The sequence below is a fragment of the Paraburkholderia sp. 31.1 genome, assembly GCF_014397645.1.
In the GTDB taxonomy this organism is placed as follows: Bacteria; Pseudomonadota; Gammaproteobacteria; order Burkholderiales; family Burkholderiaceae; genus Paraburkholderia; species Paraburkholderia tuberum.
The window spans coordinates 40244-62720 of sequence record NZ_VZQN01000041.1; the positions used below are offsets into that span (position 1 = coordinate 40244).

General features: G+C 65.6%; 16 protein-coding genes. 8 read left to right on the forward strand and 8 right to left on the reverse strand.

Annotated features, from left to right (window positions below; genetic code table 11):
* Positions 1 to 603, forward strand: coding sequence for a hypothetical protein (locus tag F6X37_RS27495; RefSeq protein WP_187613473.1), 603 nt, complete (start codon positions 1 to 3; stop codon positions 601 to 603).
* Between the two features lie 59 nt (positions 604 to 662).
* On the opposite strand, the gene F6X37_RS27500 is transcribed toward F6X37_RS27495, so the two are convergent.
* The 6 genes from F6X37_RS27500 to hemC all read right to left on the reverse strand — a co-directional run bounded on the left by F6X37_RS27500 (position 663) and on the right by hemC (position 9734).
* Positions 663 to 2384: a diguanylate cyclase gene (locus F6X37_RS27500; protein ID WP_187613474.1), complete on the reverse strand. Its 1722-nt coding sequence runs from the start codon at positions 2382 to 2384 to the stop codon at positions 663 to 665.
* A gap of 36 nt (positions 2385 to 2420) precedes the next feature.
* The gene (locus F6X37_RS27505) at positions 2421 to 4160 is read right to left on the reverse strand and encodes a SulP family inorganic anion transporter (protein ID WP_187613475.1); all 1740 of its coding nucleotides are present in this window, start codon (positions 4158 to 4160) and stop codon (positions 2421 to 2423) included.
* Between the two features lie 114 nt (positions 4161 to 4274).
* Complete coding sequence (locus F6X37_RS27510; RefSeq protein ID WP_187613490.1) at positions 4275 to 5303, reverse strand: SDR family oxidoreductase; 1029 nt, start codon at positions 5301 to 5303, stop codon at positions 4275 to 4277.
* A 248-nt stretch (positions 5304 to 5551) separates the two neighbouring features.
* Positions 5552 to 6742, reverse strand: a complete 1191-nt coding sequence (locus tag F6X37_RS27515; protein WP_187613476.1) for a heme biosynthesis protein HemY — start codon at positions 6740 to 6742, stop codon at positions 5552 to 5554.
* A gap of 2 nt (positions 6743 to 6744) precedes the next feature.
* Positions 6745 to 8736 carry a fused uroporphyrinogen-III synthase HemD/membrane protein HemX gene (gene hemDX / locus F6X37_RS27520; protein ID WP_187613477.1) on the reverse strand — a complete coding sequence of 664 codons (1992 nt, stop codon included), beginning with the start codon at positions 8734 to 8736 and terminating at the stop codon, positions 6745 to 6747.
* Positions 8736 to 9734 (reverse strand): hydroxymethylbilane synthase, encoded by a 999-nt coding sequence (gene hemC / locus F6X37_RS27525; protein ID WP_187613478.1) that lies wholly within the window; start codon positions 9732 to 9734, stop codon positions 8736 to 8738. The genes hemDX and hemC overlap by 1 nt, the downstream gene beginning before the upstream one ends.
* Positions 9735 to 10280: 546 nt before the next feature.
* Between hemC and ppc the strand changes: the two genes are divergently transcribed.
* From ppc to F6X37_RS27555, 6 genes are all read left to right on the forward strand, one after another.
* On the forward strand, positions 10281 to 13520 hold the full coding sequence (ppc, locus tag F6X37_RS27530; RefSeq protein WP_187613479.1) for a phosphoenolpyruvate carboxylase: 3240 nt from the start codon (positions 10281 to 10283) through the stop codon (positions 13518 to 13520).
* 164 nt (positions 13521 to 13684) lie between these two features.
* A complete protein-coding gene (locus F6X37_RS27535; protein WP_090803503.1) occupies positions 13685 to 14497 on the forward strand; it encodes a helix-turn-helix transcriptional regulator in 813 nt (270 codons plus the stop codon).
* Positions 14498 to 14637: 140 nt separating this feature from the next.
* Positions 14638 to 16044 carry an argininosuccinate lyase gene (gene argH, locus F6X37_RS27540; RefSeq protein ID WP_187613480.1) on the forward strand — a complete coding sequence of 469 codons (1407 nt, stop codon included), beginning with the start codon at positions 14638 to 14640 and terminating at the stop codon, positions 16042 to 16044.
* Between the two features lie 361 nt (positions 16045 to 16405).
* Positions 16406 to 16939: a TonB C-terminal domain-containing protein gene (locus F6X37_RS27545; protein WP_184021206.1), complete on the forward strand. Its 534-nt coding sequence runs from the start codon at positions 16406 to 16408 to the stop codon at positions 16937 to 16939.
* A 367-nt stretch (positions 16940 to 17306) separates the two neighbouring features.
* Complete coding sequence (locus F6X37_RS27550) at positions 17307 to 18614, forward strand: MFS transporter (protein ID WP_184059583.1); 1308 nt, start codon at positions 17307 to 17309, stop codon at positions 18612 to 18614.
* A gap of 220 nt (positions 18615 to 18834) precedes the next feature.
* Complete coding sequence (locus F6X37_RS27555; RefSeq protein ID WP_018419748.1) at positions 18835 to 19014, forward strand: hypothetical protein; 180 nt, start codon at positions 18835 to 18837, stop codon at positions 19012 to 19014.
* Positions 19015 to 19048: 34 nt separating this feature from the next.
* Here the strand turns inward: F6X37_RS27555 and F6X37_RS37160 are convergent, their stop codons facing one another.
* Together F6X37_RS37160 and waaC are read right to left on the reverse strand one after the other, a co-directional pair.
* Positions 19049 to 19183 (reverse strand): hypothetical protein, encoded by a 135-nt coding sequence (locus F6X37_RS37160; protein ID WP_260321106.1) that lies wholly within the window; start codon positions 19181 to 19183, stop codon positions 19049 to 19051.
* A gap of 520 nt (positions 19184 to 19703) precedes the next feature.
* Positions 19704 to 20708, reverse strand: coding sequence for a lipopolysaccharide heptosyltransferase I (gene waaC, locus F6X37_RS27560; RefSeq protein ID WP_187613481.1), 1005 nt, complete (start codon positions 20706 to 20708; stop codon positions 19704 to 19706).
* A gap of 219 nt (positions 20709 to 20927) precedes the next feature.
* Here waaC and F6X37_RS27565 point away from each other — a divergent pair, with 219 nt between their 5' ends.
* Positions 20928 to 22364: a chloride channel protein gene (locus tag F6X37_RS27565; protein ID WP_262420043.1), complete on the forward strand. Its 1437-nt coding sequence runs from the start codon at positions 20928 to 20930 to the stop codon at positions 22362 to 22364.
* Positions 22365 to 22477: the final 113 nt, after the last annotated feature.

Here is a 22477-nt window from a genome sequence, read left to right on the forward strand (position 1 = left end):
ATGAGACCGACTGTGACCGACGCCCAGCGCGACATGGCATTCAGGATATTGACCACGGCAATGGCGATCCTGCGGGACGACCAGCCCTTCGATCCCGCGCACACGATATTCGGCCGCATTCTTGCGGCGCACCCACTGCGCGGTCGTGTAGGTGGTATGGAGTACTCCTTCGTCAATCCGGCATTTCCGCGGACGCAAATCATTCTATTTGTGGTACCCGATCCGTCCGCCCCCTCCGCCGACCGCACGAAGGGCAAGCAAGTCGCGACGCACTTCACGATCCGTTTCAGTCCACTGTTGACAGACATTAACCGTTCGACGCTGGAAGACCTCCTCCAGGTCGATATCGGCTACTGGATCGACGGCAACGGCGAGCGGCGACCCGGCAACGATATGGGAACGACGCCACCGCAGATTCGGCTGCATGGCTATCGCTATCGTGCTTCGAATCTGCCAACGAGCCGGTTTCCGGTGGATGTCGAATTTGCTTTCGGCGACCCCGACCCGAACGATCCGGCACCGGACGAACCCCAAACGCCGGTCCTGATGGACGTTCTCCTCAGTCGTGACTATTCCGCATTGAAACGGCAACACCGTGAATAGAGCCCGTCGTGAACAGCAGGTGGCAAAGCGCCGCATGTACAGAGACGACATCCGCATTTTCAGCTTTGCATGGACTCGCTTGCCACCACCCTGTTTCGCCCACCCGCCTTCGCGGCGTACAGTCGCTGGTCCGCGACCGCAATCAACCCCTCGAGGTCAAAGCAGTTATCCGAAACACTCTCCGCCACCCCGATCGATATCGTGAACCATATCTCACGGCCCGGCGCGGTGCGGGTTAATTGCGTCTCCTGAAGGACGCAGGCGTTGCGGGCGACGGCCTCGCGCACGCGCTCCGCAATTCGGGCCGCGTCGTCCGCGGTCGTATCGGGCAGCAGCACACAGAACTCCTCGCCACCCAGACGTGCCATCAGATCCCCCGGGCGCACGGCAATCCTGACCACGTTGGCCAGGTGCTTCAGGGCCTCGTCTCCGGCAGCGTGTCCCCAGTTGTCGTTGATCACCTTGAAATGGTCGATATCGATCATCAGCAGCGCGATGCGGCGCTCGTCGTTGCGCCGTGAAAGTGCGTCGAATTCCTCATTCAAACGGCGGCGGTTCGCGAGACCGGTCAGGGGGTCCGCGAGCGACAATTCCCGCAGCCGCCCGTTGAGTGCCATCTGCGTGGAAAGAAGCTGGTCGACGACAAACAGAGTGGCCCAGAGAAGCAATGCCATCAGTATCCACACCCCGGCAAACAGCGCGCTGCTCAAGCGAACGACCGAGAAGAATACGGTCGCAGCGGATACGTAATCGGTCAATACGAGATCCGCCGTATCCAGCTTTCTGAAGAGCAGGAAGTCCTGTCCCGCACTCAACGTTCCGCTGGGTGTCCGAAACAGCGTGGAAGCAGAGAGCGTGTTCCACTGCGCCGGCAGAGTCTTCAGCCAATTCTCATCATTGACCGAGAAAGTACTTCCGCTCGTTGCAATTGGCATCCCGCTCGGGTCTATCAGAGCGTGAGTTTCATCCGCTGTGGTGTTGTTCCACAGATAGTCCTGAACGATGCGTTGCGGGACCACGAAGAATATGAGGCCGCGAACCACGTCGTTACTCATCACCGCTGTCCCAAACAGCAGGCGAGGTCCTGCCGGGTTCTTGCGCCCGCGAACCGGATCGAACGTGACGTCATAGTCGAGCGGGTTCTGGTTGGCCAGCTGTAACAGGCGCGAGCTGCCGTACATTTGCAACAGCCGGACTACCTCGTCGTCGTCAATGGTTGGGTGAGCGACCACGATACCGGTCGGCGAGACATATACCGCGCGTTCGAGACCCGTGCCCATCTGGAATTGCACGGCAAACAGCCGGCTCATCAATTGGGCGAGCCGCAGGTCCTCGACAAATGTGGGCTCGTCACGGTGCAAACCAGGAGTCACCGCGAGCTGCTGTGTGCCGATACCCCGAATGGGGGCGTCGATATCGCGGACTTGAAGAGTCCAGACGCGCTCGTCCTGCGCCCGGAGTACCGCCTGGAGCGAGGCATCCGGTGTTCGATCGAGCTGTGCTGTCCGGTCCGCAAGGAGCCGCTCGGCACTCTCGCGAAGAAACTGCAAGTGCTGCCTGTTATTGCGGACCGCGACATCGAGAACCCTGGCCTGAATCTCGAGCCGATGCGAACGGTTATCGAGCTCCCGGGCACGCACGAGAAAATATTGGTGTACAGCAAGAATCAACGTGACAACGAATACCACGCCGAAACACAGGATCACGGTATGCCGCGGACGTGAACTGGCGCGGTCCCAAACCGTTTTCGCAGGCGTTTTAGAAGCGGACGGCAGGCGCATGCCGGCTCTCCGGTGATCCAGCTCCAGGTCCAGATACTATTCCTTCCCAACCCCCTCGACATAGCTATCAACCGCACTGTTCACCGTCGGATGAAAGCACGCATCGCCAATCAGATCGGTCAGCTCGAAGCGTCTGAGCTTGTCGCGAACCGGATCCTTCACCTCTGCAAAGTGCAGCGCAATCCCGCGCTCGTCGAGCGTGCGCGTCAGTTCCCGCAGCATGTCGGCGGAGGTGACGTCCACGCTCGTCACCGGTTCGGCCGCCACCACCACACGCCGCACCGGTGCCGGCGATTCGGCGACGGCTTCCAGCAGGCGCTCCTGAAACTGCTCGGCATTCGCAAAGAACAGCGGTGCATCCCAGCGAAACAGCACGAGCCCGGGGATTCGCTGGGCATGCGGATAGCGCTGCAAGTCGTGATAGCCGCGCAAACCTTCGACGCGACCGAGCACCGCGTAGTGCGGTCGCCAGCCGTCCCACAGAAATTCGATGACCGCGATCACCACCGCGAAGCAGATGCCGGGAATCGCACCGAACACCGCGACGCCGGCAAAGCAGGCCATCGACAGCCAGAACTCCCATTGCTGGATGCGGAAAATCCGCTTCAGGTCCGTGATCTCGAACAGACCGATCGCCGCCGCGATGACGACCGCGGCGAGCGCACTGTTGGGCAGGTAGCGCATCAGATTGGGCGCGGCCATCAGCAGCGCCGCGACCGCCAGCGCGCCGACGACGCCCGTCAGTTGCGTCTTCGCACCCGCCGCCTCGGCGACCGGCGTGCGCGACGAACTGCTGCTGATCGGGAAGCCGTGGAACAGCCCGGCCGCAAGATTGGCCGCGCCGAGCCCGACCATCTCCTGATTGGGGTCGACGCGGCTGCGAAAACGTGCCGCGAAAGTTCGCGACAGCACGCTGGTATCCGCGAACGAGATCAGTGCGACCGCGCAGCCGCCGAGCAGAATCTTGACCAGATCGGCATCGGTGACCCACGGCAGCGCAAAGGTCGGCAGGCCTTGAGGAATCTTGCCGAGCACTTTCACACCAATGCTATCGAGGTGCAATGCGGTTACGCACAACGTCGCAACGATCACGGCGATCAGGATGCCCGGCAGCTTTTCGAAGCGCTTGAGAAACAGGATCAGCACGAGGCTTCCAGCGCCCACCGCGAAGCTATACCAGTTGGATTTGCCATCGGCGATGGCCTGCACGAGGCTCACGATGTCCCGCAATGGCCCGCGCTCTTCGATTGAGATGGCAAACAGTTTGGGCAGCTGACTGATCAGCACGGCGAGCGCAATGCCGTTCATATAGCCGTATCGAATGGGTTTCGACAACAATTCAGTGATGAATCCCAGCCGCAGCAAGCCCATCACGATACAGAACAGGCCGGACACGATCGCCATCATGCTGGCCACCGCAATCGCGCGCGACGGGTCGCCCGCAGCGATTTGCACGACGACCGCCAGAATCGGAGCGGCGAGCGCGGAGTCGGGACCGAGCACGAGAATCCGGCTCGGACCGAACAGCGCATACGCCAACAGCGGAACGATCGTCGCGTAGAGGCCGTACACGCCAGGGACGCCGGATGCCTCCGCGTAAGCGATCCCAACCGGCACCAGCATCGTGGTCAGTACCAGTCCCGCCGTCAGATCGTTCGGCAACCAGCTCAGCCGGTACGTCTTGAGCACCGTCAGTCCTGGCAGCCAGCGCATCCAGCGGCGCGCCCTGCTTACAGCAGTCTGTTCTTTGTGAGGAACTGGCCTGTCCGCTTCCATTTTTGGAATGTTCGTAGTCGAGGACGCCGCACCACGGTTTGTGGGCGGTACCGTCATTCGAAGGATAGTCCAGACATTCCGTCGGCGACAGGGATGAGGCCGACCGGCCGCGCATCAGGGCCGCTGGCGCCTCAGCAGCCACGCGACGCCCCCCGCCAGCGCCATCACTGCCGCGCCGTACACCGCATTGCGATGCCGATCGGTGAACATCTGCCAGCAGTACGCATGCGCTTCATCATCGAAGCGACCATGCGAAGTGTAGTGGCCCGGCACCGGCTCGTAGAGATTCGCGGGCGCATCGGCGGGCAACGGTTCATCGGTCAATTGCCCGTCGTAACCCGCCCGCGCGAGATAGCGGTCGAGCAGCGTCGGCGCGATCCGGTTCGCGAGGATCGCCTTGACCGTCGACCACCCGACCCATACCTGCCGCCGCCGATGGGTGGCCGCAAAGTAGATCGCCCGTGCCGCCACTTCCGGCTGAAACACCGGCGCCACCGGCCGTGCCCTGCGCCCCGTGCGATTGAGCGCCCAGTCGAATTGCGGCGTATTGACCGCGGGCAGATCGACCATCGTCAGATGGATATCGACTCCGTCGTGCAGCAACTCGGAACGCAACGAATCGGTGAAGCCGCGCACGGCAAACTTCGCGCCGCAATAGATCGACTGCAACGGCACCGACCGGTACCCGAGCGCCGAGCCGACATTGACGATCGTCCCGTGCCCGCGCGCGCGCATCACGGGGAGCGCCGCCAGCATGCCGTTGACCTGCCCCAGATAGGTCACCTGCGTGCCGCGTTCGACATCGCGCGCGCTGAGCGCCGACACCGGCGCAAACGCGGTCGCCATCGCGACGTTGACCCAGACGTCGATGCCGCCCCACTCGCGCTTCACACGCTGCGCCGCGCGCTCGATCGCGGCGGCATCGGCGACATCGGCCGGAATGGCGAGTGCGCGCACGCCATAGGTCGCGGCGATCTCCTCGGCGGCACGAGCGAGCCGTCGCGGCTCGCGCGCGATGAGCCCAACGTCATAGCCCTGCCGCGCGAATTCGGACGCGCTCGCGCGCCCCACGCCGGCACTTGCCCCTGTAATGACGACGACGCCCTTGCGCTCGACGTCGCCGCTGCGGGTCTCGGTTTGCACCGTCACAGCGTCGCTGGCCACTTTGAACACCTCCGAGGTTGCGCATCCAGTGAGGTGGTGAAGCAAAGCGCAGTCCCGACGATTCGAGCTGGGGATCTGCGAATTGCGCGCGAGTCCAGCGCACGCTCGGCCGCCGGACGCCAGCCGCCGGCCGCCGGAAAAACAAATGGCCGCTGCGCGGGGCTGCGGCCATCAGATAGCGGTTTCCGGGGCTTGCGCGCTTCAGCACATGGCCGAAAACGCCCAACTCACGTCACGTTCATCGCCAATGCACTCTCGCGATAGTGCTGGCTCGCCTTGTCGGTATCGCCCAGCTGCTCGTGCAGACGCGCGAGCGCGCGATGCGAGCGGATCTTCAGCGTCTCGTTGTCGGCAAGCTTCAGCGCGCGTTCGAGGAACGACTGCGCCTTGCCCCACAACTGCTGATGCAGACACAGACGCCCCAGCGCGAACATCAGGTCCGCGTCTTCCGGCCGATCCTTCTGCCACGCCTCGGCCTTCTGGATCAGCGGCAACGCGTCGCCGCCGGCCGTGTCCGGATAGCGTCGCAACAGGCGCGCATCCCAGTTCTGCGCGAGCGCCTCCTCGACGATCTTGCGCGCCTCCTGCGGACGGTTCAGCGCGACCAGCAGTTCGGCGGCGGTGTCGGCGAGGCGCGGCGAATGACGCTCGGTCGCCGACAGCGAGTTCCACAGTTCGAGCAGCGCGTCCGCATTGTGGCGACGATCGCGCAGCAGATTTTCCGCCGCCAGTTGACGCAGCCGCACCGCGACCGCCGGATGGATCGCCTCGCGCTTCTCCAGCGTCTTCACGAGCTTCAGCACTTCGCCCCAGTTCTTCAGTTGCTGCTGTGCACGCAGCATGATTTGCTGCGCGTGAATGCGCCGCGCGCCCTGCGATTGCATCTCGGTCAGCGCATTGAGCGCGCCGTCGGCGTCGCGGCCGTCGGCGCGCATGTCGGCGGTGGCCATCAGGCGCGCGTCCTGCCAGTCGGCCTCGTCGATCTGCGCGAGCCATTCGTCGCGCCGCGCGTACTCATGCATGCGATGCGCTGCGGTCGCCGCGATCAAACCGGCCGCGCCCTTGTTGTCGCCATTCGTGAGCGCGTCCTTGGCGGCCTTTTCCGCGCGCGAGAAACGCCCCGCGTACAGGTTGCCGATCGCATCGCGCAACGCCGCGTGCGCCTTCGCGACACGCGCGCGTGCGCGGTACGCGGCGACGCGCTGCGGCATGCGCCAGATATTGCGGATGATGCGCAACAGCGCATAGAGCGGGATGAACAGCACCACCAGCCCGACGACGAACAGGTTCAGCGACATGTCGACGCGGTACGGCGGATAGATCAGCAGCACTTGCCCAGCGTCGAAGCGCCCGCCTACCGCGAGCACGACCGCGACGGCGAACAGCGCCGCGAGCCACAGGAGTCCCCGGATCGCCATGATTAACCCCGGTTCCGGTATTGATTGACGGCCTGCAGGCTCGTATCGAGGTTCGGCAGCTCGACCGCGGCCGAATCGGCGTCCACCTGCTTGACCAGATCGATGACCGTCTGCGTGTCTTTCGACGACGCGTCGAAGTAGCGCGTCAACGCGGACTGCGCCGCCTGCAGGTCGGACTTCAGCGTGGTCTGGTTGCGCGACAGCAGCGCGAGACGCGCCGACAGCAGACGCAGTTTCAGGTTCTCGCGCACGAAGTAGCCTTGATCCGGCGTGACCAGCATCGCGTCGGCGTTGTCGATACGGCGCACCTGCACGAGGCTCGTCAGCTGTTCGCCGATGCCGTGCGTGACCTCGTCGATCCACACTTCCCAGCGCGGCTTGCCGGTGGCCGCGGCCACCTTCGCGGTGTCGGCCCACGTGGCCGCATGCGGCGTGGCACGCGGAATCGGTGCTTCACCCGACAGCGGCAGGCCGTTCACGCGATCGATCGCGTTGTCGAGCTTGATCGCGAGGCCGGTCAGATCGGTGGACGGCGCGGCCTTCAGCTTGTCGATGTCCTGCGCGATCGCCTTGCGCACCGCGACCGCCTGCGGACTGTCCGACGCCGCGAGGCGCGTATCGGCGCTTTGCAACGCGAACAGCGCGAGCTGCGTATTGCCGGTCAGCTGCAACTGCTGGCTCGCCGCCGACAGCATCTGCCCGACTTCGGCGAGCGTCCAGTCGTCGCGATTGCGCGCGAGATCCGCGTATTGCTGTTGCAGCGCCTGCTGCGCGGCCTGCGCATCGGCGAGCTTGCCTTCGAGCTGCGCGACCTGCGAGTCCGATTGATGCACGGTGGCGAGCGCCTGGTCGATCTTGATGCGCAGTTCGTTGGTCTGCGTGTCGTTGGCCTGCTGACGCTGCGCGAGTTCCTGCTCGGTGCGCACCAGCTTGCGGTTCATCGCGAAGCCGCCCACGCCCGCCGCGCACGCGATGACCACGATGACCAACCACAGCAGCGGTCCGCTCGTGCTGCGGCGCTTTTGCGCTTCGTACGGCGTGAAGGGTGGGTTCGGCGGCAAGGCGGCGCTTGCGGGCGGCTGAGGTGAGGCGTTCGTGGATGCGTTCGTTTCAGTCATGCGTGGTTGAGCCGGGTTGGACGATACCGGTTGGACGACGGGAGGCACGGCGGCTGCGGCAACGAGGGCTCGGACTATGCGCTCGTCGCCCGCGCCGGACACCGTAATCCTATCAAAACCCAATGCCCGCGCGGTCTGCGCGATGCGCGGATGCGGCGTGACGAGGGGCGCGTGTTTGAGCTGCTCGATCTCGCCGGCGGTCAGATGCTCGTGCGCGAGTTCGTGCAGATTGCGGACGCCTTCGGAGCTGGTCAGAAGCCATGCGTGCGGCGTGCCCGCGAGCAGTTCGTGCACGCGCGCCCATGCGCCGATCGACGGCTCCGGCACGATGCGCCGGTAAGCGGCCACCGCGTCGACTTCGGCGCCGGCTTCACGCAGGCGCTCGCTCAGCCATTCGCGGCCGCCGTCGCCGCGCACGATCAGCACGCGCTTGCCTTCGAGGCCCGCGGCACCGAGTTGCGCCTCGAGCGCGGCAAACAGGCTCTCGGAGTCGAAGCTCGTCGATTCGTCGTCGGCGCCCGCCGCGGGGCTGATCACGCGATGCTCGGGCGCGCTGACGCCGTGGCGCGCGAGCGCTTGCACGCTGCCCGGGCCGACCACGCCGATCGGCAGCGCATGCGGCCAGATATCGTTATGGCGCGCGAACGCGTGATCGACTGCGTTCGGCGACACGAACACGACGAGCGCGTAGCGTTCGAGCGACGCGAGCGCGGCGCACAACGGCGCGTCGTCGATGACGGGCGCGATGTCGATCAGCGGGAAGTCGAGCGACGCGAGTCCGGCTGCTTCGAGCCGTTCGACGAGTTCGCTCGACTGGCCGGCCGGCCGCGTGATCACGACCGTGAAGGGCGCCTTCTCGGGCGAGACGGCGGCCATCACTCGCTGGCCGCCGCGCTGGGCGCGGCCGCGGGACCGCTCGCCGTACTGAGCGCGCGGACGATGTCGAGGGCGCCCTGCTGCGCGAGCGAGTGCGCCACTTCCTCGCCGAGCGCGCGCGCGCGTTCGACGGTGGGCGCCGGCGCCGACGCCTGCGCGCTCAGCACGCGCTGGCCGTCCGGCGTCGCGACGATGCCGCGCAGATGCAGCGCGCCATCGCCCCAGGTTGCGTAGGCCGCGAGCGGCACCTCGCAGCTGCCGCCGAGCGCGCGCGATACCATGCGCTCCGCTTCGACGGCCGCCGCCGTGTGCGGATGATGCAGCGGCGCGAGCCATGCGGCGAGGTCCGCGCGATCGGCGCGAATCTCGATGCCGAGCGCGCCCTGGCCCGCCGCCGGCAGACTGTCCTCGGGATCGAGCAGCGCGCGGATGCGATCGGCGAGACCCAGCCGCTTCAGCCCGGCCGCGGCCAGAATGATCGCCGCGTAATCGCCGCGATCGAGCTTGGCGAGTCGGGTATCGAGATTGCCGCGCAACGGCCGCACGTCGAGATGCGCATAGCGCATGCGCAGCATCGCCTCACGCCGCAGGCTCGAAGTGCCGACCACGGCACCGGCCGGCAGCGCGGCGAGCGAGTCGTACTGATTGGACACGAACGCGTCGCGTGGGTCCTCGCGCTCCATGATGGTGGACAGCGCGAAACCGGCGGGCAACTCCATCGGCACGTCTTTCAGCGAATGCACCGCGAGGTCGGCGCGGCCATCGGCGAGCGCGGCTTCGAGCTCCTTCACGAAGAGCCCCTTGCCACCCACCTTCGACAGCGTGCGATCGAGAATCTGATCGCCACGTGTCGTCATTCCGAGGATTTTTACGTCACAAGATGGATATAATTTGTGCAGCGCACATCGCACATGCTCGGCTTGCCACATGGCAAGGCGGCTCTCTCGCGACGCAATCACAAGCGTGTGGGGTGGCGTGGAAAACGTCTCGGTGTTCATTAGCTTGCTGCTGGATGTCGGGATGGAATAACAATCAATGTTAGCACGCGCCCTCGTTCGCGCCCTTTGGTTCCAAGGCATGGCGAAGCGCCGTGCGCAAGCGGCATCGACGGAGGAGACGGGCTTCGCGCCACGCGCGAAGGCGCCCATTCCGCGTTGTCACGTACGGTCGTTCGCGCACTGCGCGGCGGCATGCGGGATGATGCAATGCGGCGAACATGCTGAGGCAATGCCTGCCGCGTGTTCGGTCCCAGCGCGGGCTGGCAGCCCGTGGCTCCTCTCTCCCTCGTCGGCGTCGCGCGATTCGGCAGCGCTCGTGTCGTTCCGCGTACGCGGTGCGGCACGCGCGGGCCCCGCTTCCAGTGGGTCGAGCAATCGCCGTGTACAGTCGCCGTTTCAAGTCTACGTTGCAGTTGCACTAGCAGTCCGTCTTGTAGTCCGTTGCGTAGTCCCTGTTGCACGCAGTTCACGTTGCACTTGCTGGTGGCAGTTCCGCAGTCGCAGTTCATCAATCAACAGACCCTGGCTTCCCCGAGGAAACTCATCGTGACGTCTTCCGGATCGGCGCGCCCCGCCCGCCGCAACACTGCCTCGCCCACCGCTCGCCCGGCCGACGCCGCGGCGCCTGACGCCCTGTCCGACGTTGCCGCGCACGCCATATCGTCGAGCGTTGGTCAACATGGCGACACGCGCGCCGACCAGCGCGCCAGGCGCCGCGCCCTCGCCGCTCGCGCCACCAAAGCCCCGAAGGCCGCGCAGACCTCGGTGCCCGTCAAGCAGGACAAGGCGCAAAAGGCGTCGAAAGCCGACAAGGCCAGCAAGGCTGAACAGGCCGCGACGTCGGCCACCGCGCGCAAGCCGGCCAAGGCCAAGGTCGATGGCGACGCAACACCCCCGCGCGCCGCGAAACCGTCGAAACCGAAGGACCTGCCGCCGGCTGAGTCCGCCGCCGCGACCACCGCGAAGAGCGGCGGCCGCACGCGCGAGGACAAGGACCACCCGCTGTTCCAGGACATCCGCTATCTCGGGCGTCTGCTCGGCGACGTGCTGCGCGAGCAGGAAGGCGAGGCGGTGTTCGACATCGTCGAGACGATCCGGCAGACGGCAGTGCGTTTCCGTCGCGAGGACGACAGCGCCGCCGCGCAGACGCTCGACAAGAAGCTGCGCACGCTGACGCCCGAGCAGACCGTCAGCGTCGTGCGCGCGTTCAGCTACTTTTCGCATCTCGCGAACATCGCCGAGGACCGTCACCGCAACCGCCGCCACCGAATTCACGCGCTCGCGGGCTCGGCCTCGCAGCCGGGCACGATCGCCCATGCGCTCGAGCGGCTCGCCGCGGCTGGTGCGGCCGCGACACCGGTGCTGCAGCGGTTTTTCGACGACGCGCTGATCATGCCGGTGCTGACCGCGCACCCGACCGAAGTGCAGCGCAAGAGCATTCTCGACGCGCAGCACGACATCGCGCGTTTGCTCGCCGAGCGCGACCAGCCGCTGACGAACCGCGAGCGCGCGCACAACGAAGCGATGCTGCGCGCGCGCGTCACGTCGCTGTGGCAAACGCGCATGCTGCGCGACTCGCGTCTGACGGTCGCCGACGAAATCGAAAACGCGCTGTCGTACTACCGCAGCACCTTCCTCGAAGAACTGCCGGCGCTGTACGCCGACATCGAGGAGGCGCTGAAGGAGCATGGCCTCGAAGCGCGCCTGCCGCCGTTCTTCCAGATGGGCAGCTGGATCGGCGGCGATCGCGACGGCAATCCGAACGTCACCGCCGAAACGCTCGAAAATGCGATCACGCGTCAGGCCGCGGTGATCTTCGAGCACTACCTGGAGCAGGTGCACAAGCTCGGCGAGGAGCTATCGATGTCGAATGTGCTGGTCGGCGCGAGCGATGCGCTGAATGAGCTCGCGGCCATCTCGCCCGACCATTCGCCGCATCGCACCGACGAGCCGTATCGTCGCGCGCTGATCGGCATCTACACGCGGCTCGCGGCAAGCGCGCGCGTGCGCCTCGGCGAAGGCAGCGTGCCGCTGCGCAGCGCCGGCCGCGGCGTCGCGCCGGTCCGCGCGATTCCCTACGACGACGCCGCCGACTTCGTGCGCGACCTCCACGTGCTGATGGATTCGCTCGCCGAGCATCACGGCGCGCCGCTCGCCGCGCCGCGTCTCGCGCCGCTCGCGCGCGCGGCCGAAGTGTTCGGCTTCCATCTCGCGAGCATCGATCTGCGGCAAAGCTCCGATATCCACGAAGCGGTGATCGCCGAGCTGCTCAAGCGCGCCGGTGTCGAGGACGATTACGCGGCGTTGGCGGAAGCCGACAAGCTGACCGTGCTGCTCGCCGAGCTCGCGCAGCCGCGCGCGCTGCGCGTGCCCTCCGCCGACTACTCCGAGCTCGTGAAAAGCGAACTCGCGGTGCTCGAGGAAGCGCGCATGACGCGCGAGAAGTTCGGCGCGCGCGCGGTGCGCAACTACATCATTTCGCACACGGAGACCGTCACCGACCTGGTCGAGGTGATGCTGCTGCAGAAGGAAACCGGCCTGTTGCGCGGACGCCTCGGCGACGAGCACGACCCCGCGCGCGCCGGCCTGATGGTGATCCCGCTGTTCGAGACGATCCCCGACCTGCGCAACGCGCCGCACATCATGCGCGATCTGATCGCGCTGCCGGGCATTAGCGCGCTGATCGAACATCAGGGCAACGAGCAGGAAGTGATGCTCGGCTACTCGGACAGCAACAAGGACGGCGGCTTCCTGACGTCGAACTGGGAGCTGTATCGCGCGGAGCTTGCGCTCGTGTCGCTGTTCAACGAACGCGGCGTGACGCTGCGTCTGTTCCATGGGCGCGGCGGCACCGTCGGGCGCGGCGGCGGCCCGACCTACCAGGCGATCCTGTCGCAGCCGCCGGGCACCGTCGACGGTCAGATCCGTTTGACCGAGCAGGGCGAAGTGATCGCGAGCAAGTTCGCAAATCCGGAAATCGGCCGGCGCAATCTGGAAACCGTCGTGGCCGCGACGCTCGAAGCGTCGCTGCTGCCGCACGACCACACGTTGGCCGAGTTGCCGGTGTACGAGGAAACGATGCAGCAGCTGTCCGATACGGCGATGGCCGCGTATCGCGCGCTCGTCTACGAAACGCCGGGCTTCAAGGAGTATTTCTTCGAGTCGACGCCGATCGCGGAGATCGCCGAGCTGAACATCGGCAGCCGCCCGGCGTCGCGCAAGCTGCAGGATCCGAAGCAACGCAAGATCGAGGATCTGCGCGCGATTCCGTGGGGCTTCTCGTGGGGTCAATGCCGGCTGCTGCTGACCGGCTGGTACGGCTTCGGCAGCGCGGTCGCCGAGCACCTCGACAGCGCGCCGTCCGACGCCGAACGCGCGCGCCGTCTCGCGCTGCTGCAGAAGATGCACAAGAGCTGGCCGTTCTTTTCGAACCTGATGTCGAACATGGACATGGTCATCGCGAAGACCGACCTCGCGGTCGCGTCGCGTTATGCCGCGCTCGTGACCGACAAGAAGCTGCGCAAGCATGTGTTCGAGCGCATCGTCGCCGAGTGGGAGCGCACGTCGAAGGTGTTGTCGGAGATCACCGGCAAGAGCGAGCGGCTCGCCGAGAATCCGCTGCTCGCGCGCTCGATCAAGAATCGCTTCCCGTACCTCGATCCGCTCAATCACCTGCAGGTCGAACTGCTCAAACGCTATCGCGCGGGCGACACGAATGCGCGCGTGCGGCGCGGCATTCATTTGAGCATCAACGGGATCGCGGCGGGGTTGCGCAATACCGGTTGAGGTTGCCGCATTGGCGGACAAAAGCCGGGTGTGGCCGACGCAGGTCACACCCGGCTTTTCTCATTGCGCGAATCCAGCCGCTACAATAGAGCCCGCCATGTACCAGTACAAGTTCGGCAATTATTCTGGTATCTCTATTACCCCCTCCACGCGCAGCCGATAGCATGACGACGCCGTCTTCCGCCGATCACCCGCCGCCGCTCGACGCCACCCCGGCCCGCGCGCTCGGCGACTTCATCCGCGCCCATCGCGAGCGGCTGTCGCCGCAGGCGGTCGGGCTGCCGCCGGGGCCGCGTCGCCGCACGCCCGGTCTGCGGCGCGAGGAAGTCGCGCAGCTGTGCGGCGTGAGCCCGACCTGGTACACGTGGATCGAGCAGGGCCGGCCAGTGTCCGCTTCCGCCGATGCGCTCGCGCGCATCGCGGTCGCGTTGCAGCTGTCGCGCGCCGAGCGCGCGTATCTGTTCGAGCTGGCCGCGCAACGCGATCCGGCCGAGCCCGACCCGGCCGCCGCCGATGCGCCCGCCACGCTGCTGCAAACCGTGCAACTCATCGACACGCCCGCCTACGTGCTCGACCGGCAGTGGAATGCGCTTGCGTGGAACGAGCGCGCGGCCGATCTGTTCGTCGGCTGGCTCGACGGCGCGCACGACCGCAACCTGCTGCGCTACACGTTCACCGAGCCGGCCGCGCGCGCGTTGATCGTCGATTGGGAAACGCGCGCGCGGCGGCTCGCCGCCGAATTCCGCGCCGACTCGATCCGCCATCTGAACGATGCGCCCACACGTGGGCTGATCGATTCGCTCTCGGCCGCGAGCGACGAGTTCGCACGCTACTGGGCCTCCCAGGACGTCGGCGGCCGCGAAGGTGGCAGGCGCGAGTTCAACCATCCGCGCGACGGGCGCATCGTTTGTGACCAGATCACGTTCAAGCCCGCGCATCGCGAGGATCTGAAGCTCGTGGTGCTGGTGCGCGAATAGGCCCGCGATGGGCGGCAGCGCTTTGGTCGCCCTCGCCCGGTGTTAAAATCTTCGTCTTTCTTCGCTGCGGCGGCGCTCTTGCACGATTCGCGCACTCGCGTTGCCAGCCTCTTCACCGCTCGTTTTTACCGCCCAACACCATGACGTCCCAACTGCACAAAAAAGGCGAAGCCTGGTCGGCTCGCTTCTCGGAGCCGATGTCGGAACTCGTCAAACGCTACACGTCGTCGGTTTTCTTCGACAAGCGTCTGGCGTTCGTCGACATCGAAGGGTCGCTCGCGCACGCGTCGATGCTCGCCGCGCAGAAGATCATTTCCGCCGACGACCTCGCCGCGATCCAGCGCGGCATGGCGCAGATCAAAGGTGAAATCGAGCGCGGCGAGTTCGAATGGCAGCTCGATCTCGAAGACGTGCACCTGAACATCGAAGCGCGCCTGACCGCGCTGATCGGCGACGCCGGCAAGCGCCTGCACACCGGCCGCTCACGCAACGACCAGGTTGCGACCGACATTCGCCTGTGGCTGCGCGGCGAGATCGACCGCATCGGCGAGCTGCTCACCGAACTGCGCGTGGCGCTGCTCGAGATCGCGGAGAAGAACGCCGCGACCATCATGCCGGGCTTCACGCACCTGCAGGTCGCGCAGCCCGTCACGTTCGGCCACCATCTGCTCGCGTACGTCGAAATGTTCTCGCGCGACGCCGAGCGCATGATCGACTGCCGCAAGCGCGTGAACCGTCTGCCGCTCGGCGCGGCCGCGCTCGCCGGCACCAGCTATCCGATCGACCGTCACGCCGTGGCGAAGACGCTCGGCTTCGACGGCATCTGCGCGAACTCGCTCGACGCAGTCTCCGACCGCGACTTCGCGATCGAATTCACGGCCGCCTCCGCGCTCGTCATGACGCACGTGTCGCGCTTCTCCGAAGAACTGGTGCTGTGGGTGAGCCCGCGCGTCGGCTTCATCGATCTGGCCGACCGTTTCTGCACCGGCTCGTCGATCATGCCGCAGAAGAAGAACCCGGACGTGCCCGAACTCGCGCGCGGCAAGACCGGCCGCGTGAACGGCCATCTGATGGCGCTGCTCACGCTGATGAAGGGCCAGCCGCTCGCGTACAACAAGGACAACCAGGAAGACAAGGAGCCGCTGTTCGACACCGTCGATACGGTCGCCGACACGCTGCGCATCTTCGCCGAAATGGTCGCCGGCATCACGGTCAAGCCGCAGGCGATGCGCGACGCCGCGCTGCAAGGCTTCTCGACCGCGACGGACCTCGCCGACTATCTCGTCAAGCGCGGCCTGCCGTTCCGCGACGCGCACGAAGCAGTCGCGCTCGCGGTGCGCGTGTGCGCCGATCGCGGCTGCGATCTCGCGGACCTGACGCTCGACGAAATGCGCGGCGAACTGCCGAACGTCGCGCATCTGATCGGCGACGACGTGTTCTCGTATCTGACGCTCGAGGGCTCGGTGGCGAGCCGCAATCATCCGGGCGGCACCGCGCCCGAGCAGGTGCTGGCCGCGGTGAAAGCGGCGCGTGCGACGTTGAAGTAATCGACGCCTGGGCAGCGCCGTGAGCCTCAGCTTGCGGCGTAGCTGGTTGACCGGGATCGAAAAGGCGGACCCGCTTGGCGGGTTCGCCTTTTTTATTGCCGCGTTTGAATGGCGAATCGAAGGAAAAAGAAAGCCCGCCAGAAGCGGGCTGAAAAGACTTCCACCGATGCCTCAAGAAGAGGCCATCAGAGTGTAGGCGGGTTTCGCTCGCCGACCAATGCGCGCACATTTCCGGCCATTACAGCGGAAAGCAAAGCACCTCAGCGGGGCACGCACGATGACATCCGGCGGGCGAACGCCAATTGAATCCCGACGGTTTTTGACTACCATTCAATCAGGTTCTCCTCGCGGTTCGTCGACGATGCTCTCTCGCACTTCTCCCCCTCCTGTTTCTCACCGTGTGGCTCTGCGCTCCTTCACGGCCGCTCGCATGCATCGGCTATCGCTCGCCGCGCTCGGTGTTGTCGCCGTGGCCGGTTGCACGATCACACCGCTGACGCCGCACGAAACCGTCAGCACACCGGTGGCCGCGATCAACAGCGCGACGCTCGATCAATATCGCGACGCGGTCGCACGACGGATCGTCGAGCGCAATCCGTCGTATGTGCTCCAGGGCAGGCCTCAGCCGATGCTGCGCTCGCTGGTGGTGGTGTCGTTCACGGTCGATCGTTATGGACACATCGTCGAGTCGTCGGTGTATCGCACGAACGGCGACGACGAAGCCGAAAGCACCGCGCTCGCGACGCTGCGCCGCTCGGCGCCGCTGCCGCTACCGCCCGGCAAGCTGCTGAACGGCCGCGGCCAGCTCGAGCTGTTCGAAGACTGGCTGTTCAACGACAACGGCAAATTCCAGCTGCGCGAGCTCGCCTCGCCGCAAGCGGAAACGTACGACTGAGCGCGGTTGGCGCGTGCGCTGACACGCACCGCCCGCGCAGCCGCGCATGGGTCGGCCACGCGCGAGCTACTCGAGTCATCGCGCATAACTCATAAAGCCCCCTCGTTGCCGCACAAACTTACGCCGCCATTGCTGCGCGACGAGCGCGCTCGCTATAATTTTCCGATTCCCCGCGCCGGAGCCTTCCGGCATGGCTCACGCCGTCCGCACACCCGCCGGCGCGGCGCATGAGCCGACTGCAGTGCCGCGCCGCCACCCCGCGTGCGGCGCCCAAACCTATACCTCAGCGAGGATGCCGCCGTTGCGCGCCGCCTGTCTGCGAAACACGGCTCAGCGCGCCGCGGCCTCATACAATTGGAGACCCTGCATGTCCACTTCGCCGATTTCCGCCGCTCAGCCCGCAAGCGGGCAAAACAATACCGCGCGGATCATCTTCGCGAGCTTCATCGGCACCGCGATCGAGTTCTACGATTTCTATGTCTACGCGACCGCCGCGGCGCTCGTGATCGGACCGGTATTCTTCCCGCATGGCTCGGCCACCGCGCAGGCGCTGTCGGCGTTCGTCACGTTTGGCATCGCGTTCGTCGCGCGACCGATCGGCTCGTTCCTGTTCGGCCACTTCGGCGACCGCATCGGCCGCAAATCGACTCTGGTTGCGTCGCTGCTCGTGATGGGCCTGTCGACCACGCTGATCGGCTTCGTGCCGGGCTACGACGCGATCGGCAGCCTCGCGCCGATCCTGCTGTGCGTGCTGCGTTTCGGCCAGGGTATCGGCCTCGGCGGCGAATGGGGCGGCGCCGCGCTGCTCGCCACCGAAAACGCGCCGGCCGGCAAACGCGGCTGGTTCGGCATGTTCCCGCAGCTCGGGCCCTCGATCGGCTTTCTCGCGTCCAACGGTCTGTTCTTCGCGCTCGCAATGTCGCTCTCCGACGAGCAGTTCCGCAGCTGGGGCTGGCGCGTGCCGTTCATCGTCAGCTCGGTGCTCGTCGCGCTCGGGCTGTACGTGCGGCTGAAGATTGCCGAAACGCCCGCGTTCCAGGTAGCGATCGAGCGCAAGGAGCGCGTGCGCGTGCCGATCGCGACGCTGTTCTCGCAGCACTGGCGGCCGACCGTGCTCGGCGCGCTCGCGATGGTGGTCTGCTACACGCTGTTCTACAACGCGACGACGTTCTCGCTGTCGTACGGCGTCGGGTCGCTGCATATTCCGCGGCAGACGTTCCTCGGCCTGCTGTGCATCGCGGTCGTGTTCATGGCAATCGCGACGCCGCTGTCGGCCCGTGCGAGCGATCGCTTCGGGCGTAAGCCGGTGCTGATCGTCGGCATCATCGCGGCGATCCTGTCGGGCTTCACGATGGCGCCGCTGCTCGGCAGCGGCGAGCCGTTGCTCGTGCTGCTGTTTCTGGTGATCCAGCTGTTCCTGATGGGCGTGACCTTCGCGCCGATGGGCGCGCTGCTGCCGGAACTGTTTCCGACCAACGTGCGCTATACGGGCGCCGGCGTCGCGTACAACCTCGGCGGGATTCTCGGCGCGTCGGTCGCACCGTATATCGCGCAGGTGCTCGCCGCGCACGGCGGCTTGGCATGGGTCGGCGCGTACGTGTCGGTCGCGGCGGCCGTGAGCCTTGTCGGCGTGCTGTGCATGCGCGAGACGCGTGATGAGAGTTTGATGAAATGATGCAAGGCGCATCGGCGAAACAACGCTTCCGTCGATGCGCGTTTGCCGAGGTTCGATCGATGCTGCACCCGCGCAGTTTTTACGCGTCTGCGGCAGCATGCTGAGAGCATTATTTCCTCGCTGTTGCCGCGGCCCGGCCCGGGTAAAACCCCCGCCTTGCGCGTCCTTTTGAGTTGCCTATACTCCCTGACATAACCCTATAAAAAACGGGGAGATCCGCATGAACGTCCATCTTCACAATGCCGATATCGTGACGATCATCGCGCTGGCCTTGCTCGGCTCGCTGCTGCTCGCGCTGCGCTTCCGTCCGACGACATGGAAATCCATCGTCGTCGAGGCGCTGGCCGCGAACGCCGCGGCCATTGCCGCGGTGGTCGCGTTCGAAATGCTGGTCGCCTGAGGCTGGTGCTCCGGGCCTGAGCACGGCGCGCGGCTTAGCGGTAGTAGTAGCCGTGATGGTAGTAGCCACCGCCGCCGTAGTAATAGCCCGGCGCCGGCGCGATAACGCAGCCGCCGAGTGCCGATGCGAGCAGCGTGCCGGCCACGAGAGTCAGGATCAAGCGTTTCATGTTGTTCTCCATCGAGTCAGATTGATTCGAGCGCAAACCCCGAATGACCCGATTGGACACGATGCGCGCCGCAGCGAACGTTGCCATTTGTAAGGGAACATCACCGAGCTGTTACAGGACCGGCGCGCTGGATCGGCGCGTTCGATCGACCGCCCCGCTGCCGCCAGATCGCGCCACCATGGCGGAAAACACCGCCTATACTCCGTTGAGCGCACTGTCGCGATAGAAACCTTGCTGGCCGCGCCGGCGTCGCCGCAATCGAGCGGTTCAACGCGCGCCGTGCGAGCCTCGACGCACCGCGGCGTATCAGCTTGCCGCCCCGGCGTCCGCGCATCGGACGCTTCGGCGTCCAACGAAAAGCGACAGTTTTAACAGGCGTGTAATCGATTCCTCTCCGCCCGCTGTTCCCCGACACGGGCGTTCTTTGAGGCGCGACGATGCAGTCCCCGCCAGCAAGGGTGGACTACGCATCGCGCCTCTTTTCTTTTGCGCAAACGATTGCGCGAGCGCGCGAACGAACTCAGGCGGCGGCTGATCCGTGCTGCATCGCGAGCACCGGCTCTGCCGCGTACACGTAGTCGATCGCTTCGAGCGCCGCGCTGATGGGCGGCACCGAGTCGCCGTCGCCGATCGAGGTCGAGCGATACGGCGCCTCGACGCCGCAATGCGATGGCGACGTCGCGACGAAGATCATCACGGTGCGCTTCTGCAGCGCATGCGCGAGGTGCACGAAACCCGTATCGGTACCGACCACGAGCGCGCACGCGCCGATCATCTGCGCAACTTCGGTCACACTCAATGGCGGCAGCACGGTCGCGCCTGGCACCTGCGCGGCGATCTGCCCGGCTTCGGCAAGCTCACCGTCCGAACCCCACGGCAGCACCACACGAAAACCGCGCTCGCTCAACTCGCGTCCAAGCGCCGCCCAGTGCGTGAGCGGCCATTTCTTGTCGGCTTTCGAGGTGGCGTGAAAGAGCGCCGCGACAGGCGCGTCCTGCGTCGCGAACGGCTGCGGGACGGTTTCGGGTAGCTGCAGGTCGTAGATGGGCGGTCCTTCCACTTCGTAGCCGAGCGCCTCGCTGGCGCTGATGCGCATGCCGTGCCACGCGCTGCCTTGCGGACGTGGGCCGAAACGCCCGGTGTAGGCGAACGCCGCGCCACGCTCGCCCAGATCCAGGGATTGATAGCCGATTCGCCGCGACGAGCGCGCGAGGAAGGCGATGATCGCGCTCTTGTAGACGCCGTGAATGTCGATGATGTAGTCGTAGCGATACGCGCGCAGCTCGGCGACGGATGCCCAGATCGCCTTCAGATCACTCCAGCGACGCGCCTTCTTGAAGCGGCGCAGCGGCGCGCACAGCACGCGATCGACGCCCTGGCTCCAATGCACGACTTGCGCGAATGCTTCGTCCGCCGCCCAATCCACCTGAACGCCAGGAAATGCGCGTTTGATGTCGGCGACGACTGGCAACGCCTGCACGATATCGCCTAGTGAAGTGACCTTGACAATAAGTATTCGCTTCATTGAGGGTCTGTTCGTTATTCGAAGTTGAAACTATTCTAGCTGACGTTTTACCGATCCCGCCAAATGGCCGTTGCGCGCGGTCCGATGCTCAATACGGCACGTTACAGCAAAAAAAATATCCGCCTGATGATTCACTTCACTTCATTATTTCAAACATCTTTCACGTATTCTGGTCGGTCCCGCACGCTTTATACTTGGCCCTTTGCACGAATCTAATTCATGTCCCGGCCCTTCCCTTCCCGTTCGCCCGCTGCCATGCGTCGCGCAAAACGCCTGTGGCAGCAATACGGCATCTTCTGGCTCGGTGCAATCGCCGTCGGCCTGGTCGCGGTGCTGTATGCGCGTCTGATCGACTGGGGGTATGACGCGTTTCTCGATGTCCGGCAGCGGTATGTGTGGGCGCCGCTCGTGATCACGCCCGCGGTCGCCGCACTCGCGGTCTGGCTCACGCGCAAGTTCTTTCGCGGCTCCGAGGGCAGCGGCATCCCGCAGGTCATCGCAACGCTGCACACGAAACAGCGCGGATACGGCACGCGGCTGCTGTCGCTGCGAATTCTGCTCGGCAAAATCGGCGTGTCGTTTCTCGCGATTCTCGGCGGCTTTACGATCGGCCGTGAAGGACCGACCGTGCAGGTCGGCGCCGCGCTGATGTTCAATCTGCGCCGGTTCTATCCGCGCTCGAATGCGCAGATCGAACGGCAGCTCGCGTTGGCGGGCGCGGCGGCGGGTTTGTCGGCGGCGTTCAATACACCGCTCGCGGGCGTCGTATTCGCAATCGAGGAATTGACGCGCAGCTTCGAGGCGCGCACGAGTGGCGTGCTGATCACGGCGATCATCATCGCGGGTGTCGTCGCACTGGGCCTGAACGGCAACTACACGTATTTCGGCACGATCCAGATCGGCGCGCATTTCCCTGATCTGCTCGCCGTCGCGGTGGTGCTCACCGCGATCGTCACGGGAATCGCGGGCGGTATCTTCGGCTGGCTGCTGCTCAATACCGCGCGCTGGATTCCGGAGCCGCTGCGTCAGTTGCACGGCGAGCGGCCGGTTGTGTTCGCCGCGCTGTGCGGCTTCGCGATCGCGGTGGTCGGCGTGATCTCGGGCGGCACGACGTTCGGCAGCGGCTATACGGAAGCGCGCGGCCTGCTCGAGGGACACGAGCAGTTGTCGGTGTTCTATCCGTTCCTGAAGATGATCGCGATGGTCGGCTCATACCTGCCGGGCATTCCGGGCGGCATCTTCGCGCCGTCGCTGTCGATCGGCGCGGGCTTCGGCAATCTGCTGCACATGGTGTTCGATTCGATGCAATTGCCGATGCTGATCGCGCTCGCGATGGTCGGCTATCTGGCCGCGGTCACGCAGTCGCCGATCACTTCGTTCGTGATCGTGATGGAGATGATCGACGGCCACGCGCTCGTGATTTCGCTGATGGCCACCGCGTTGATCGCGAGCCGAGTGTCCCGCCTGTTCGCGCCGCCGCTCTATGAATCGCTCGCCGAGCGCTACGTGGCGCCGCTGCCGCAGCCCACGCCTGCGCCAGTGCCGGAAGTGCCCGAGGTCGAGGTGCCGGAAGCGGAAAGCGAGGACGGCGAGCCGAGCGCCGACGATGCCGCAGACGACATCACGACGGATACCGCCGACTCGCCGCGTCAGTAGATGCGCGAGGGCGACGCGAGGCTGACGTTGCGCGGGTAACGGCACCGCTGGAGTGCAACGGTTCATTTCGACCGGGAAATGGCGAGCGCCGTGGAGATGCGAAGAGACGGCTT

Excerpts from the sequence above, each read along its gene's own strand:
- hemC (WP_187613478.1), bottom strand. The coding sequence starts at position 9,734 with ATGAACACCGAGACGTTTTCCACGCCACCCCACACGCTTGTGATTGCG.
- F6X37_RS27550 (WP_184059583.1), top strand. The coding sequence starts at position 17,307 with ATGTCCACTTCGCCGATTTCCGCCGCTCAGCCCGCAAGCGGGCAAAAC.
- F6X37_RS27545 (WP_184021206.1), top strand. The coding sequence starts at position 16,406 with ATGCTCTCTCGCACTTCTCCCCCTCCTGTTTCTCACCGTGTGGCTCTG.
- argH (WP_187613480.1), top strand. The coding sequence starts at position 14,638 with ATGACGTCCCAACTGCACAAAAAAGGCGAAGCCTGGTCGGCTCGCTTC.
- F6X37_RS27515 (WP_187613476.1), bottom strand. The coding sequence starts at position 6,742 with ATGGCGATCCGGGGACTCCTGTGGCTCGCGGCGCTGTTCGCCGTCGCG.
- waaC (WP_187613481.1), bottom strand. The coding sequence starts at position 20,708 with ATGAAGCGAATACTTATTGTCAAGGTCACTTCACTAGGCGATATCGTG.
- F6X37_RS27565 (WP_262420043.1), top strand. The coding sequence starts at position 20,928 with ATGTCCCGGCCCTTCCCTTCCCGTTCGCCCGCTGCCATGCGTCGCGCA.
- F6X37_RS37160 (WP_260321106.1), bottom strand. The coding sequence starts at position 19,183 with ATGAAACGCTTGATCCTGACTCTCGTGGCCGGCACGCTGCTCGCATCG.
- F6X37_RS27535 (WP_090803503.1), top strand. The coding sequence starts at position 13,685 with ATGACGACGCCGTCTTCCGCCGATCACCCGCCGCCGCTCGACGCCACC.
- F6X37_RS27555 (WP_018419748.1), top strand. The coding sequence starts at position 18,835 with ATGAACGTCCATCTTCACAATGCCGATATCGTGACGATCATCGCGCTG.
- F6X37_RS27495 (WP_187613473.1), top strand. The coding sequence starts at position 1 with ATGAGACCGACTGTGACCGACGCCCAGCGCGACATGGCATTCAGGATA.
- F6X37_RS27505 (WP_187613475.1), bottom strand. The coding sequence starts at position 4,160 with ATGGAAGCGGACAGGCCAGTTCCTCACAAAGAACAGACTGCTGTAAGC.
- F6X37_RS27500 (WP_187613474.1), bottom strand. The coding sequence starts at position 2,384 with ATGCGCCTGCCGTCCGCTTCTAAAACGCCTGCGAAAACGGTTTGGGAC.
- hemDX (WP_187613477.1), bottom strand. The coding sequence starts at position 8,736 with ATGGCCGCCGTCTCGCCCGAGAAGGCGCCCTTCACGGTCGTGATCACG.